General features: G+C 40.0%; 12 protein-coding genes. 5 read left to right on the plus strand and 7 right to left on the minus strand.

The genetic code is table 11. The annotated features are described in order from the left end of the window. Window positions 1-26 precede the first annotated feature (26 nt). Window positions 27-1,106 (minus strand): mannose-1-phosphate guanylyltransferase, encoded by a 1,080-nt coding sequence (locus BP97_RS0134260; RefSeq protein ID WP_028553101.1) that lies wholly within the window; start codon window positions 1,104-1,106, stop codon window positions 27-29. Window positions 1,107-1,395: 289 nt separating this feature from the next. Between BP97_RS0134260 and BP97_RS0134265 the strand changes: the two genes are divergently transcribed. The 5 genes from BP97_RS0134265 to BP97_RS0134285 all read left to right on the plus strand — a co-directional run bounded on the left by BP97_RS0134265 (window position 1,396) and on the right by BP97_RS0134285 (window position 9,453). Continuing rightward, complete coding sequence (locus BP97_RS0134265; RefSeq protein ID WP_028553102.1) at window positions 1,396-2,895, plus strand: sugar transferase; 1,500 nt, start codon at window positions 1,396-1,398, stop codon at window positions 2,893-2,895. Between the two features lie 2 nt (window positions 2,896-2,897). Next, window positions 2,898-4,040, plus strand: coding sequence for a glycosyltransferase family 4 protein (locus tag BP97_RS38475; protein WP_051621226.1), 1,143 nt, complete (start codon window positions 2,898-2,900; stop codon window positions 4,038-4,040). Window positions 4,041-4,069: 29 nt separating this feature from the next. Then, entirely contained in the window at window positions 4,070-5,173 is a 1,104-nt protein-coding gene (locus tag BP97_RS0134275; RefSeq protein ID WP_028553103.1) for a glycosyltransferase, read from the plus strand. Beyond that, on the plus strand, window positions 5,166-7,622 hold the full coding sequence (locus BP97_RS0134280; protein ID WP_036747095.1) for an O-antigen ligase family protein: 2,457 nt from the start codon (window positions 5,166-5,168) through the stop codon (window positions 7,620-7,622). Before BP97_RS0134275 ends, BP97_RS0134280 begins: the two co-directional genes overlap by 8 nt. A gap of 214 nt (window positions 7,623-7,836) precedes the next feature. Beyond that, entirely contained in the window at window positions 7,837-9,453 is a 1,617-nt protein-coding gene (locus BP97_RS0134285; protein WP_028553105.1) for an S-layer homology domain-containing protein, read from the plus strand. 551 nt (window positions 9,454-10,004) lie between these two features. Here BP97_RS0134285 and groL read toward each other — a convergent pair. The 6 genes from groL to mog form a co-directional block, all read right to left on the minus strand. Then, window positions 10,005-11,633: a chaperonin GroEL gene (gene groL / locus BP97_RS0134290; protein ID WP_028553106.1), complete on the minus strand. Its 1,629-nt coding sequence runs from the start codon at window positions 11,631-11,633 to the stop codon at window positions 10,005-10,007. A 122-nt stretch (window positions 11,634-11,755) separates the two neighbouring features. After that, window positions 11,756-12,037, minus strand: a complete 282-nt coding sequence (gene groES, locus BP97_RS0134295) for a co-chaperone GroES (protein ID WP_028553107.1) — start codon at window positions 12,035-12,037, stop codon at window positions 11,756-11,758. A 342-nt stretch (window positions 12,038-12,379) separates the two neighbouring features. Next, window positions 12,380-13,141 carry a twin-arginine translocase subunit TatC gene (gene tatC, locus BP97_RS0134300; protein ID WP_028553108.1) on the minus strand — a complete coding sequence of 254 codons (762 nt, stop codon included), beginning with the start codon at window positions 13,139-13,141 and terminating at the stop codon, window positions 12,380-12,382. A 33-nt stretch (window positions 13,142-13,174) separates the two neighbouring features. Further along, the gene (gene tatA, locus BP97_RS0134305; protein ID WP_028553109.1) at window positions 13,175-13,471 is read right to left on the minus strand and encodes a twin-arginine translocase TatA/TatE family subunit; all 297 of its coding nucleotides are present in this window, start codon (window positions 13,469-13,471) and stop codon (window positions 13,175-13,177) included. Window positions 13,472-13,611: 140 nt separating this feature from the next. Next, a complete protein-coding gene (locus BP97_RS0134310) occupies window positions 13,612-14,607 on the minus strand; it encodes a molybdopterin-binding protein (protein ID WP_028553110.1) in 996 nt (331 codons plus the stop codon). Further along, window positions 14,597-15,097: a molybdopterin adenylyltransferase gene (gene mog, locus BP97_RS0134315; RefSeq protein WP_028553111.1), complete on the minus strand. Its 501-nt coding sequence runs from the start codon at window positions 15,095-15,097 to the stop codon at window positions 14,597-14,599. Before mog ends, BP97_RS0134310 begins: the two co-directional genes overlap by 11 nt. Window positions 15,098-15,121 lie beyond the last annotated feature (24 nt).

The raw sequence follows: 15,121 nt of genomic DNA on the forward strand, positions 1-15,121 counted from the left end.
ATGGCTCCTCATATTTAATTATCATGCTATAAATATTTTTCAAGTTTCTGTGTCCTTAACTCTTTTAAAAGCAATTTTATTTCTTGTGCTTTTTCTTTTGTACAAATTAATGTTACATCCTCTGTATCCACGATAATGAGATCTTCGATTCCCAAGGTAGCGACGAGCTTACCATTACTTTCAATGATGCATCTTTTGGTATCTAGATTAAGGATGTTTCCTTTAATTACATTGCCATTCTCATCATGATCATTTATTCGGTCCAGTGCAGTCCAACTGCCCACATCATCCCAACCAAAAACACAAGGAATAACATAAATATTATTAACTTTTTCCATAATGCCATAATCAATTGATTGATCTGGCATTCTAAAAAATTCATTTCGAATTAGTTCGTTTCGATCTATATTTGTTTCGAACGCTGATTTCAGAGTTTCTAAAACATCATGCATATCAGGCATAAGTTCTTTAATATATTGTCTAATAACAGCAGTCTTCCAAATAAAAATGCCACTATTCCAAAAAAAGCTGCCTGAATCTAAATATGCTTGTGCTGTTTCCGAATCTGGCTTTTCTACAAATTTACTCACTTTATGAACTTCTAGGTCATTAACCTTACTTACTTGTTTCGTACTTTCGATATATCCATAACCCGTTTCCGGATATGTCGGCTTAATTCCCAATGTAACAAGATTATTGCCTTCTTGCGAGACTTCAACAGCAGTCTTAAGAATTTTTATAAATCCTTCTTCATTTTCGATAATATGATCGGATGGTAAAACAACCATTGTACTATCTGGATATTTTTCTTCAATAATAAGAGATGCAATCCCTACACATGGAGCTGTGTTTCTACCAATAGGCTCAATAATAATATTTTCAATAGGGAGACTCGGTAATTGAGCGTGGATTAATTCAGCATAAAGTTCATTTGTTACTATAAAAATTCGTGAAATATCTATTAGTTTTTCAAGTCGGGATATAGTTTGTTGTATCATGGATTTATTTCCTGATATATTTAAAAACTGTTTTGGTAGGTTGGTTCGGCTTTTAGGCCAGAATCGCTCACCTTTTCCGCCAGCCATAATCACTGCGGTAATGGTCATGTCTTCCCCTCCTGTTTATCGACATAATACGCGAAATTAACTCACAATATTATAGCCTAATAAATTACTGCAAAGCAATCTTTTCTGGAATTATTTGTTTCCAACACCAAATCATTAGTATAATAGAATGAAAATCTTAGTCGATCATCGTTAAATCTAAGTATTTATTAAGTAAGTATGCATAATAATTTTTCACTCCATTGAATTGCCAATATGTTTAGTTGCATTAAGTAACCTTTTCAGAATAGAATTATATTAGATAACGTCGAATTATCGGAGGTTTTAGAACTTGAATTACTCATATGCAACATCAAAATCTAAAAAAGAACAATTGATTCCAACAATAGAAATAAATAAAAAATTGGAAACAAAAAAAAGTTATTCTAGTTTACTTGCAACATTGTTTATATTGCTTGAAGCTTTTTCTATTAGTCTCGTATTCTTTTTCTTATATGAATATCGTATTGCTCAAGAGTTTGATAGAGATCTTACTTTATGGAATGTTGACTCCCCACGATTTATTAATTATGTAGTATTCTATATAATCTCTTCGACAACCTACATCATTTTTATGTACCGATATCAATTATTTCAATTCAGATCTGGTTCTGGTCTCGCAGATGAACTTTATAAAGTTGTTAAAGCTTTTTCCTTCGCTATTCTAATAACTATTGGTGTAAGTTTTATATTAAAATATACGGACTTTTCAAGATTAGTTATTGTAAGCTATTGGTTGCTGGCCATTATAGCTTCTTGCACTATTAGAAGTGTTAAAAGACTTGTCTATAGTCAGTTAGCACGTCAAGGGGTAGTCAGTAAGAATGTGGTTATTGTAGGTGCTGGAAAAGTTGGGAAATTACTCATGGAAGAATTATCAAATTATCGTTATTTAGGATATAAAATTGTGGGTTTTGTGGACGATTACGAGTGTAATAATGTTAATAATCACAAATACTTGGGTCCAATTTCCAGATTAAATGAAGTACTAAAAGAAAATCTAATTGAAGAAATTATTGTAACAATTCCCTCAGAGAGGGATCTTGTGAATAAGCTTATAACGGATTTACGAAAATTAGATATTCAAATTAAAATTGTTCCTGACTTATACAATCTTGTTATGAGCACAGTTCAAATTGGCAATATTAACACACTACCTGTCGTAACTCTGGTTAAAACACCCATGAGAGGAATAGGTCTCGCAGCCAAAAGATTGATTGATATTATTGCGTCCTCATTATTAATCTTTATCATATCTCCAATATTTATTATGACATCCATTGCTATTAAGATAGATTCTAAAGGAAGTATCATTTATAAACAGAAACGCATAGGAAAAAATGGAAAACAATTTCATATGTTAAAATTTCGATCTATGGTTACAGAAGCAGACGTCATCTTAAAAAAGCTTCAAGATAAAAATGAAATGGATGGAATTGCTTTTAAAATGAAGGATGACCCTCGTATTACAAAGGTAGGGCGATTTATCAGAAAGTACTCAATTGATGAATTACCACAGCTTTTTAACGTTCTCAAAGGCGATATGAGTTTAGTCGGGCCTAGGCCTCCTTTACCGAACGAGGTGGAACGCTATGGAGACTGGGAGTGGCGAAGACTCGAAGTGCTTCCTGGTATAACTGGTTTGTGGCAGGTAAGTGGTCGAAGTGATTTATCTTTCCAACAATGGATGAATCTTGATGTCTATTACATTGAAAATTGGAGTATTACTTTTGATATCAAAATCTTACTTAAAACGATTCCTGTCGTTATAAAAGGTGAAGGAGCTTATTAATCTTGAACGTTTATTTGGATGGTCAGCCGCTGCTAGGACCACGATCAGGCATAGCAAGGTATGTTGAGTGTCTGAGTAAGCAGTTATCGTGTGACGAAGATTTTGAAGTGTACTTAGCATTCAACCGAATTGCAAAAGCTATACGTGAAAATCACGTTTTATCATTAAAACGTGATTTTCATATTCATTTAATAAACAATGTGTATCCTTATAAAGTGCTTCGAAGACTGTGTAAGCCTAATTTTCTTTACCATTTACCTTATGATATGATTTCTCGATTCAAAGCCGATATTTTTCATGGTACTAATTTTACTTATACTCCTTCTTGGAAAGGAAAAACTGTTATCACCATTCATGACCTTGCCTACATGAGATATCCTGAATCTACAAGTGAACGAATACTCAGTCATCACAGTAAATGGGTTCCATATAGTGCTCTAAAAAGTGATCATATTATCGCTGACTCTTTTCAAACAAAGCAAGATATTATCGACTTACTCCATATTTCCGAGGAGAAGATTGATGTTGTCCATTTATCTGCAGATGAACACTTTCAATTTGTACCTGATGCAAGTTCCATTTTAAATAAATATGCTCTTCCTGAAAAATACATTTTATTTGTGGGTACCTTAGAACCAAGAAAAAATTTGACTGGACTTCTAAAGGCCTATTTACTCTTAAAGCAAAACTACAACTATTCCGAAAAACTTGTTATTGTAGGCGCTAAGGGATGGAAGTACAATCCTATTTTCGATTGGGTGAAACAAAATAATTTGGAAGGAGATGTTATATTTACAGGATTTATTGATGATGTTGACCTTCCTGCTATTTATAGTGCTGCCTCAGTGTTTGTTATGCCTTCAATATATGAAGGTTTTGGGTTACCTTTACTAGAAGCCATGCAATGTGGGACCCCAGTTATTGGTTCTGACATATCATCCATTCCTGAAATTATCGAGGATTCCGGTTTTTTAATCAAACCAGACGCCCATTCTGAATGGGCTGAGGCAATCCATAAATTGATTTCTAACGAAAGCTTAAGGAAACACTATTCTCAGCTAGCCATACAACAATCTGGCCAGTTTACCTGGGAAAAAACCGCTAAAGAGACAAAAAACATTTATTATAAGGTTCTAAACAAATGAACTCTTAACTGTAGAAAGGAGGCTTTCTAATGAAAATCGCACTTGTTCACGATTATCTTAATCAGTACGGTGGCGCAGAACGAGTCTTGGAATGCTTTATGGACATGTTCCCTGAGGCCCCAGTTTATACTATATTATCTGATCTAAATAAGATGCCAGACCGTTTTAGGGAAGCAAATATTACTAATTCATTCATACAAAATGTTCCCTTTTCCAAAAAACACTACAAAAAAATGCTCAGCCTCTTACCACACGCTGTTGAAAGCTTCGATTTACGCGGCTATGATGTAATTTTGAGCTCCTCCAGTGCCTTTGCAAAAGGAATCATTACAAATCCTTCGCAGTTGCATATATGTTACTGCCATACGCCAATGAGGTATGTATGGGATTTATATCATCAGTATTTAGGGGAAATCAATAATCCTATCTATAAGAATGTATTACCTTTTATTCTTCATAAATTACGTAACTGGGATGCCATTAATTCTCAAAGAGTTGATCACTACATCGCCAATTCAATCAACGTTTCAAATAGAATAAAAAAATATTACAATCGCGAAAGCCATGTCATACACCCCCCCGTCTCTTTCGAGCGCTTTGATTTTGCGGGAGAGCCTGGGGATTATTTTTTGATTGTATCACGACTAATACCATACAAACGGATCGATCTTGTAATAGAAGCTTTCAACCTGCTAAAATTACCCTTGGTTATTATTGGTGATGGATATGATCGAAACAGGCTTCAAAAGCTAGCTGGACCAACCGTTCAACTCTTGGGATATCAATCAGACGAAGTCATATCCAAGTATTACTCTAACTGCAAAGCTTTTATATTAGCTGGTGAAGAGGATTTTGGAATTACACCTCTAGAAGCCCAAGCAAACGGTAAGCCAGTCATTGCTTTTGGAAAAGGTGGTGCTCTTGAAACCGTAGTTGATGGTAAAACCGGTATTTTCTTTTACGAACCTACTGCGAATAGTTTGGTTCAAGCCATTAATCGATATAACTCAATCTCATTCAATCCGCATATGATTCGTCAACATGCAAATCAGTTTAATGAGTTACGCTTCAAAGAAGAAATAAGAAGTTTTATTACAAGCGCCATTCAGCAAAAGGAGTATTCTCATGTATAAGAAAAATAAGCAACTGGAACGTGAAGGGAACACATCCATATTATTTTGGTTTCTCAGTATTTTTTTAGTCCTTTTTATGTTCTGGGCACCATTTCAAAAGGCACTATTTAATGGCAATACTTATGACTTTGAAAGACCTATTTACAGTTCTTTAGTCTGGGGCTTTCTTATCATGTTTATTGTTTCACTTTTTTTGTTTTATAATTGGAAATTGAAGGATCACGGAGATATTTTAAGTATTTTGGTATGGCTTCTACCTATTACTTTTTTACTAGCCAAAATAAATGAAGCATCCCACTATTATGCGACCAACATGGTATATATTGAGATGCTTTACGCAGTATTTTTTGTACTAGGTATTTATTTATGTAGGAGTTCCCTGGGAAATCGTATATTAACATACTGTATTATGTTGTCTGGTTATGTAATTGTTTGGTTTGGCATGATCAATTGGCTTGGGTACAAAGAATTCGCCGCAAAACTTATCCAGTGGTTCGTTGATGTTCCTAATATGGAATATAAAGATGCAGTCATGATGGCCAGTAACCAATTACGCCTTACATCAACGTTTCAGTATGCCAACTCCTATGCGGCTCTTTTAATTGCTTTATTGCTTGCAGCTGTATATCTAGTAGTAACAAAGCGTAAACCACTTACTATTGCTATTCATGCTTTTATGCTCGTTCCTATGATCCTATCTTTGCTGCTTACTTTATCTAGGGGCGGATTAGTCATACTGCCGATTGTTTTGTTATTGATTTTACCGTTTATGAAAATAACGAAACAAATCTTTATTTTTATCCACCTTGGTATATCCTCAGTGATTTCACTGATTATATTAAATAAAATCACTTTAGTAGGCGAACAGTTTCACCTTCACCAAGACCTGTCTACAGCAGCAAGTGGATTATGGATACTAATTGGATCTTCCGTAGGATGCGCAATAATTTCCTGGTTACTTCAACATTTTGTGTTTCCCAAAGTAGATGATTTTTTCAACTCTCGAATCAAGAATCGGTTTGCAAATATAATCTTACCTGCTGCAGCATTAATCATCGGCTGCTTAGGGATCTTTGTAGTATTTGGTAATACGGGAGCTATAAATTTATTCCCTGACTACATCAAACATCGCATTGAGACCATTAACTTTGAACAGCATAGTGTTCTTGAGAGAGGAACCTTTTATAAAGACTCTGTTAAACTATTTGAGGATTACCCTGTTTTCGGCGGAGGCGGAGGAGCTTGGGCTGCTCTGTACGAGAAGTATCAAAACAATCCTTATGTAAGTAGACAAGCACATAACTTCTTCATTCAGTACTTAGTTGAAACAGGGATTGTAGGCATTTTGATACTCCTTGCATTCCTAGTCTATATCTTTTATTTATATATTCGTCAATTTATTAAAACTGCAACTACGCAAGAGAGTTCGGATCGTCATGTTTTCTTTATTGTCACAATTTCGTTACTTGTTCATAGTATGATTGACTTTGATCTGAGCTATGTATATTTGGGGATACTTCTATTCCTTTCACTTGGTGGAATGATTTCCAATCCTGAGCAGCTCTTATTATCTGAAAAGTGGCTTAAAATCAATAAATACAAATGGATTTATCCGACATTACTTGTTATAGTATCCATCTTTATGTTCTTCAGTTCAACTAAAATGCTTAATGCGAATAGTAACTTTCAGTCTACTTTATCATTAGCACAGTCCAATAAAAGCATTAACGAAATTTTCGTTCCATTAAATAACGCGTTGAATGAACTTCCTAACCATCCTGATTATGCTTCTTATAAAATTGATCTTTTACTTCAAGCCTATAGTCAAACAAAGGATGAAAATTTTTACAATCAAGCTGTTGATCTTATTCAAAAGACTAGGGCAAAAGAACCACATAACCGAGCTCTGATTGATAAGGAAGTTTACACTTTAGCCATTAAAGGTCAGCTCCCTAAAGCGCTCGAGCTAGTTAATAAAGAGATTAATAATTTCCCTTGGGATATTACTCTTTATGAAAAAAATATTTTAATGAACTTTGATTTGGGTAGCAGAGCACAGTCTGCGAAAAATAATACACAGGCGGAACAATATTGGAATCAAGCCGTAGCAACCTATAACACCATTTTAGAGAAATCCAAGGAACTAGAATTGCTTCCTAAAGAACAGTTGCAAGGACGTGCTTTTGGTTTAACTAAAAATATAGCGTTCACCCTAGGACAGATCGATTATATGCACGGTAAATATGCTTCTGCAGAGTCTTTCTTAAAGTTCGAACTAAGCGACCAATTCAATGATCAGATGAATGTTGAGATGGCTAGATGGTACTTAGCTTCACTTCAGAAGCAAAATAAAACCGACCAATCCTTATACAATAAGCTGATTGCCAAAGATCCAAAAGAAAAGGATGAAATTAACAAGCTGGTAAACGCAACTTTTTCCGCTAAATAACGTTCTATTATTTGGGTATCAATTTTCGTAAGCAAAATGCTACCATTTCTAGTTGAGAGATGTTAGAATGGGTTTTATGTTTCTTTAAAATTACTTAACATAGGCCTTGGCCTTGTTATATAACTCCCGTCGAGAAAGGAGGTGAATGACGATAATGGCGAATTATAATCTTCAAAATGGATCAAACAGAGAAAGAAATAGGAGGAGAAACCTAGTGTTAAATCGTACTTTTGTTAAGAAAATATCTGCACTGTTATCTTTAATGCTTGTTATCGCAATGATGATTCCTGTGCTGGCTTTCGCCGCAACTGGATTTTCGAGTTTGACTTATAAAAATGGCTCCGTATCAGGTAGCGTATATTCCGACGTTTATGCTGATGCAAGCGTAGGAAGCGCTGTTTACGTAAACGTTTATAGCCCTGACGGTAAGTTCCTGACAACAACTAAAGCTGTTTACAACAACAAATATGAAGCTGGTAAAGGATGGTACTACGATATCCAAGCTTCCAGCATTTATGGTTACGGTTCGTTGACTGTAAATACTACTGTTTATAAAGATGGTGTAGTTTCAGTAGGTGATTCCGTTTACTCTACAGTAAATAACACTTCCACAAGCACTGGCGGCAGCAGCCACGGTGGCGGCGGTGGTGGTGGCGGCGGTGTTAGCACTGGCGGTACTATCTCCGTAAGCAGCGACGGTTCCGTTGATGCTAGCACTTTGACTAACGCTTTGGCTAACAACGACACTGTTACTTTGAACCTTTCCGGTGACCTTGCCCTTCTTCCTGCTTCCGCATTGGTTGATGCAGTAAAAGCTGGTAAGAAAATCGTTTTGGTTAACAGCAATGGTACTTTGACTCTTCCTCTTTCCGTACTTAAATTGGACGATCTTGCTAAAACGCTTGGCGTTGAAGTGAAAGATATGAAAATTAAAGTATCTATCGCAAAAGTAACTGGCGCAACTGCAGACGCTGTAAAAGCTGCTGCAACAGCATTGGGTGGTACTCAAGTAGCTGACGCTGTAGACTTTAATGTGGTAGCAGTGGATAACGGTAGCAAGACTGCAGCGGTTGACTTCGGTAAAACCTATGAATCTCGCTCCATCAATGTTTCCAAAACTGTTGATTCTAACAAAGTAACTGGTGTTGTATACAACGAAACAACGAAAAAACTTAGCTTCGTTCCTTCCACTTTTGCAACTGCAGATGGTAAAACGACAGCTACTTTGAAACGTAACGGCAGCAGCATCTACACTGTGGTTGAATCCAACAAAAGCTTTGCTGATGTGGCTTCCCACTGGTCTAAAGCTGATGTAGAACTTCTTGCTAACAAATTGGTTGTTGACGGTGCAACTGACACTGCGTTCCAACCAGACCGTAACATCACACGTGCTGAATTTGCAGCATTGGTAGTTCGTTCTTTGGGCTTGTCTTCCGCAACAGCAACTAGCAACTTTACAGACGTGAAATCCGATGCTTGGTATGCAAGCACTGTAGCTACAGCTGCTAAAGCTGGTATCATCGATGGCTACGAGGACAAAACTTTCCGTCCAGACGCTCAAATCACTCGTGAAGAGTTGGCAGCTATGGTTATCCGTGCAATGAACTATGCTGACATCGCTACAAATGTTACGGATCCACAATCCGTACTGAGCAAATTTAAAGATTCCAACAAAATCGTATGGGCTCAAAAAGAAATCGCTGCTGCGATCAACGCTGGTTTGATCAACGGTATGACTGATGATACTATCGGTTCCGCAAGCCAAGCTACTCGCGCACAATCAGCTACTATGCTGAAACGTTTCTTGAGCGTTGCGAACTTCATTAACTAATATCTTTAAAAGAAGACTCGATACTTCGGTATCGGGTCTTTTTTCGTCTGATCTTACATTCTACGAAACCCGAGCATATCACCTTTGTGTCTATTCTTGACTTCAAGAAAGGGATACCCACCCTGTTGACCCTATTGAAGAAAGAACCATATAGGCTACCGAAAAGCCATTAATCCATTAAGATGAGGCGAGCTCTAGGTTCTTCCGCTCTCGCTGGTTTCTAGATGCCCAATGTGCCAGAGGATTCATTACATAAAAAGTCTAAACTCTCCCCCTCTAAGCTCTTGCAGATATTCATAATAATCTCCTTGTCCACGTTATTCATTTCATCAGCGTAATAACATATTCAAGGTAATTGGTAATCCTCTAACAAGGCTTTTAGGTCTATACGACTTAAAACTTTATCTGAGTGAACTTCCAACTCAAGGAGCAGAACTCTTTAATCGATTTGAATATTATTTATTGTTTCATAAACTTATGTGCATACAAAAAAACCGGCAGCCCTCACTCGAAAGTGATAGCTGCCGGTTCTTTACTTGGAGGCTGATGGATTACATCATGCCGCCCATTCCACCCATGCCGCCCATGTCAGGCATAGCTGGTTTGTCTTTTTCTGGTTTGTCCGCGATAACCGCTTCGGTTGTCAAGAACATAGCCGCAACGGATGCTGCGTTTTGCAATGCGGAACGTGTTACTTTAGCAGGGTCAACGATACCGGATTCGAACATGTTAACCCACTCGCCGGTAGCAGCGTTGTAGCCGATGCCTACAGCTTCTTTTTTCAAGCGCTCAACGATAACGGAGCCTTCTTGACCAGCGTTAGCTGCGATTGTGCGTACAGGCTCTTCCAGAGCGCGTAGAACGATGTTTACGCCTGTTTGCTCGTCGCCGGAGGACTTAACTGCTGCTACTGCATTGTATACGTTAACGAGGGCTGTACCACCACCAGAAACGATACCTTCTTCAACCGCTGCACGAGTTGCGTTCAGAGCATCTTCGATGCGAAGCTTGCGTTCTTTCAACTCAGTCTCAGTAGCTGCTCCAACTTTGATTACTGCTACGCCGCCAGCCAATTTAGCCAGACGCTCTTGCAGCTTCTCTTTGTCGAAATCGGAAGTTGTTTCTTCCAATTGCGTACGAATTTGGGAGATACGAGCGCCGATGTCTTTTTTGTCGCCTGCGCCGTCTACTACGATTGTGTTTTCTTTCGTTACGCGGATTTGACGAGCTGTACCCAATTGCTCAGGACGAGTGGATTTCAGATCCAAACCAAGCTCTTCAGTGATCACTTGTGCGCCAGTCAATGCAGCGATATCTTGCAGCATAGCTTTACGACGGTCGCCGAAGCCAGGAGCTTTAACCGCTACGCAAGTGAATGTTCCACGAAGTCTGTTCATGATCAAGGTTGCCAAAGCTTCGCCTTCTACATCTTCAGCGATGATCAGAAGCGGTTTGCCTTGTTGTACTACTTTTTCAAGCACAGGCAAGATCTCTTGAATGTTGGAGATTTTTTTGTCTGTGATCAAGATGTATGGGTTATCCAAGATAGCTTCCATTTTGTCCGTATCTGTAATCATGTACGGGGAGATGTAGCCACGATCGAATTGCATACCTTCAACTACTTCAAGCTCAGTAGCAAAGCCTTTGGACTCTTCAACGGTGATAACGCCGTCTTTGCCCACTTTTTCCATAGCTTCAGCGATCAATTCGCCTACTTCTTCGTCAGCAGCGGAGATAGCCGCTACTTGTGCAATGGATTGTTTGCCTTCGATTGCTTTGGAGATGTTTTTCAATTCTTCTACAGCCGCTTTAACCGCTTTGTCGATCCCTTTACGGATAACCATAGGGTTAGCACCAGCTGTTACGTTTTTCAAGCCTTCGCGAATCATCGCTTGAGCAAGAACTGTTGCTGTAGTAGTACCGTCACCGGCTACATCGTTTGTTTTTGTTGCTACTTCTTTAACGAGTTGAGCACCCATGTTCTCGAATGCATCTTCGAGTTCGATTTCTTTAGCGATTGTAACACCGTCGTTAGTGATCAACGGGCTGCCGAATTTTTTCTCCAGAACCACGTTGCGACCTTTAGGACCCAAAGTAACTTTAACGGCATTTGCCAATGCGTCAACACCACGCAGCATTGCGCGACGAGCGTCTTCACTGAATTTAATATCTTTTGCCATGAGTGATACCCTCCCGAAAATGTAGTTTTATTTTAAGTCGTACCATTATTTGCATCGTAAGTAAAAGCTGGCTCGCTCATAAAGCAGCAGCTAATAGGCTAACTTAAGTAAGACCCTCTAAATTAGGCAAGAACGGCAAGAATGTCGCTTTCACGCATAATCAGAAGCTCGCGGCCATCAAATTTCACTTCAGTGCCAGCGTATTTGGAGAAAATGATACGGTCGCCTTCTTGCACTTCAAGCGGAACACGCACTCCGTCTTTAAGAACGCCGCTGCCAACTGCTACAACTTTACCTTCTTGCGGTTTCTCTTTAGCAGTGTCTGGCAACACGATACCGCTTGCTGTGGTTTCCTCCTTAGCAATGGCTTCAATGACTACGCGATCACCCAACGGTTTGATCATGAGAAAATAGCCTCCTTTAGATTATGGTTGTTTCGTATTTTTCTTTAGCACTCGAATATGCTAAGTGCTAACAACACTTATTATGATAATCAGTTTGTGTGAATTTTGCAAGTGGTTTTACCGATTTTACGGAACTTTCACACCCCATTCATTGTATCCATCCCAAAATAAAATATACGATGTCCTACGAGGGCCTTACATCCTGGGGATCAGGTTCTTTTCTTATGTAATAAAATACAATGCAAGGCGAGAAATTCCTGCTAGTCTTTAAAATTTGCTTGTCTTACTCTTAGGTAAAGAAAAAGCCTGCCCTCAGCCAATCAGAGACTGATAGAAGCAGACTTATTTAGCACCGTACTCCTCTTCCCACTCTTTATCCTTGCGCAGCTGCTTACGATATACCATACCTGACAACAGCACGCTACACTCGTATAGGATAATCATCGGAACCGATACGATGACAGCTGAAAGCATATCTGGAGGCGTAATCATGGCGGCCACGATGACTAAAATCAAATAGGCGTAACGGCGAATTTTGTGCAGCCGATTCGGATTCAAAATCCGCAGCTGTGTCAGAAACATAATGACAATCGGAAGCTCGAACAAAAGCGAGATCGGAATCAGAATGTTGAACATAAATGAAAAGTACTGGGAAATTCCATAGGTCTCCTGTAATGCTAGCTTTTCTGAGATCCCTGATGTAAATAAAAATGCCATTTTAAACACGACAAAATAAGCAAATGCCAACCCGATCAGGAACAATAGAAAAGCGAAAGGTACAAATTTCAATGATGCTTTCTGCTCTTCCTCTCTCAAACCAGGCTTTAAAAAAGACCATATTTGGTATAAAGCAAATGGTAGTGTAATAATGAGTCCGGTTACCAATGCAAAGCTCATGTACATCCGAATGCCATCCCATGGAGAAAATACGTTCCACGTAATATCCTTAGCCGGAGATACAGTTTTAAGATAAGCAATGATCGGCTGAGCCACAATAATGCCTATGACCATTCCGATAATGAGCACGACAAGTACCCATATAATCCTTTTGCGAAGCTCGCCAAGGTGCTCGACCAATGACATTCCTTCATCGATATCCTTCATTTGTTCACCAACCTGCTGTGAAGTGAATAACTATTAATCCGGCAGCCTGCGAGAATCCGTTGCCGGTCTTTCTTGCTGAGCAGGAGCCGATTCGGTTTGTGGCTGACTGCTGCTTTGAGATGAAGACGCCGGTGCTGAATGAGGAGTTACATCTTTACGTTGAGGCTGAGGCTGTGGTTCCTCATCTTGCAAGCCGCCCATCAGATCGTTAGCCGTCTTCTTAAACTCACGCATCGTTTTGCCCAGCGCCCTACCTAGCTCAGGCAGCTTATTCGGACCGAATAAGACTAGCGCCACAAGAGCAATAAGCAGTATGTGAGAAATACTCATAGGACCTCCTTTTGTTACTGTATTTCTTCCGTTCTTAAGAGTCTTTCCGACGGATTGATTTTGGTGAAATCCCATCCCTTTCTCGGAATAACCGCCAGAATGACTAAATGTTCACCCGTTTGATCTCGTCGGATAGACTCCTAACACCCGTACAAGCCTCCGTATCCCATCTCGGCTATCTCTTGACGAGTTATAAGCTCTCCTGCGCAAATGCGCGGCAAAAGCACATCGAACGAGGTATACGGATCATGCATCACACAACCGGGTAGCCCCATAATTGGAACCTCTCCCAAATATCCGATCAACAACATAGAACCTGGCAACATCGGTGTACCGTAGCTAACGATACGGGCCCCCGCCTGTTTAATCGCTCCTGGAGTCCGATCATCCGGGTCTACGGACATCCCGCCGGTTACAAGAATCAAATCGACCTTAAGCTCCTCCAAAAAATAGCGGATTTCGCTGACAATCGTTTCACTCTCATCCGGGGCAAGCCTTTGTTCTACTACTTCTGAGCCCAAGGCCGCCACTTTTTCTCGAACGATCGGCCCGAATTTATCTTGAATCCGCCCCTTGAACACCTCGCTCCCCGTAGTAATCAAACCTACGCGGAGGGGACGAAACGGCTTGACTTCGACCAGCGGCTCCATTGCCCGCTTCTCGACCTCACGTATTTTTTCCTCTTCTATAATAAGAGGAATCACCCGTGTCCCGGTCAACGATTGCCCTGGTTTTACGACAGTATTCGTCTTTATCGTGGACATGACGATTTGATCCAACTCATTGACCGCATCGACAAGCGGCTTATGTATTTTGGCCAATCCGTGAATCGAAGACTTCAGCGTAACTTTACCTTCGTGAGACTCAGTCAGTACAACGTTCATGCCTGCTGCTGCCTTGGCCATCCGCTTGGCTGCCTCATCCTCGTGAAGCCAGCCTTCCTCTAGAGCCATTGCATAAATATGCTCCTTACCTATATTCAGCAAGGCGGGAATATCGCTTTCTTGAATAACATGGCCTTTCTTGAACAGTCTGCCTTTAAATTCCCCGGGTAGAATCTGCGTCAAATCATGCGCCAGCATCATCCCAATGGCTTCCTCGACCTTCACCTCGCGAAGCATCTCGTCAGGCTTCATACCCATGGTCTCCTTCACGACCGGTCAAGATTCCTAAAGCATGAGGCAGTTGATCCATGACGGCTGCCAAATTCTCCGAAACGCCTTTGGGACTACCCGGTAGATTAATGATCAGCGTTCTGCCGCGAATCCCGGATACCGCCCGCGAGAGCATCGCTCTTGGCGTCTTCTGCATCGAAATCATGCGCATCGCTTCAGCAAATCCGGGTGCTTGTCGATCGATCACTTCCAAAGTTGCTTCCGGAGTTACATCGCGAGGGGCAAGGCCTGTACCGCCTGTTGTCAGGATCAGGTCCACCTTGAAATAATCGGTCATTTCAATCAGCGCGGCCATAATCTCGTCTTTCTCATCAGGCACTACACGGTACTCAATGATTTCCCCATTAATTTCCTCTTCGATCAGCTCCCGAATCACTTGGGCGCTCGTATCCTCACGCTCTCCCCGGGATCCTCGATCGCTTGCGGTTAAAATCGCCACTTTCCAACGCATAAGCTTACTCCTCTCCATGGGCTT

The sequence above is a fragment of the Paenibacillus sp. UNC451MF genome, assembly GCF_000686845.1.
Taxonomy (GTDB): Bacteria; Bacillota; Bacilli; order Paenibacillales; family NBRC-103111; genus Paenibacillus_S.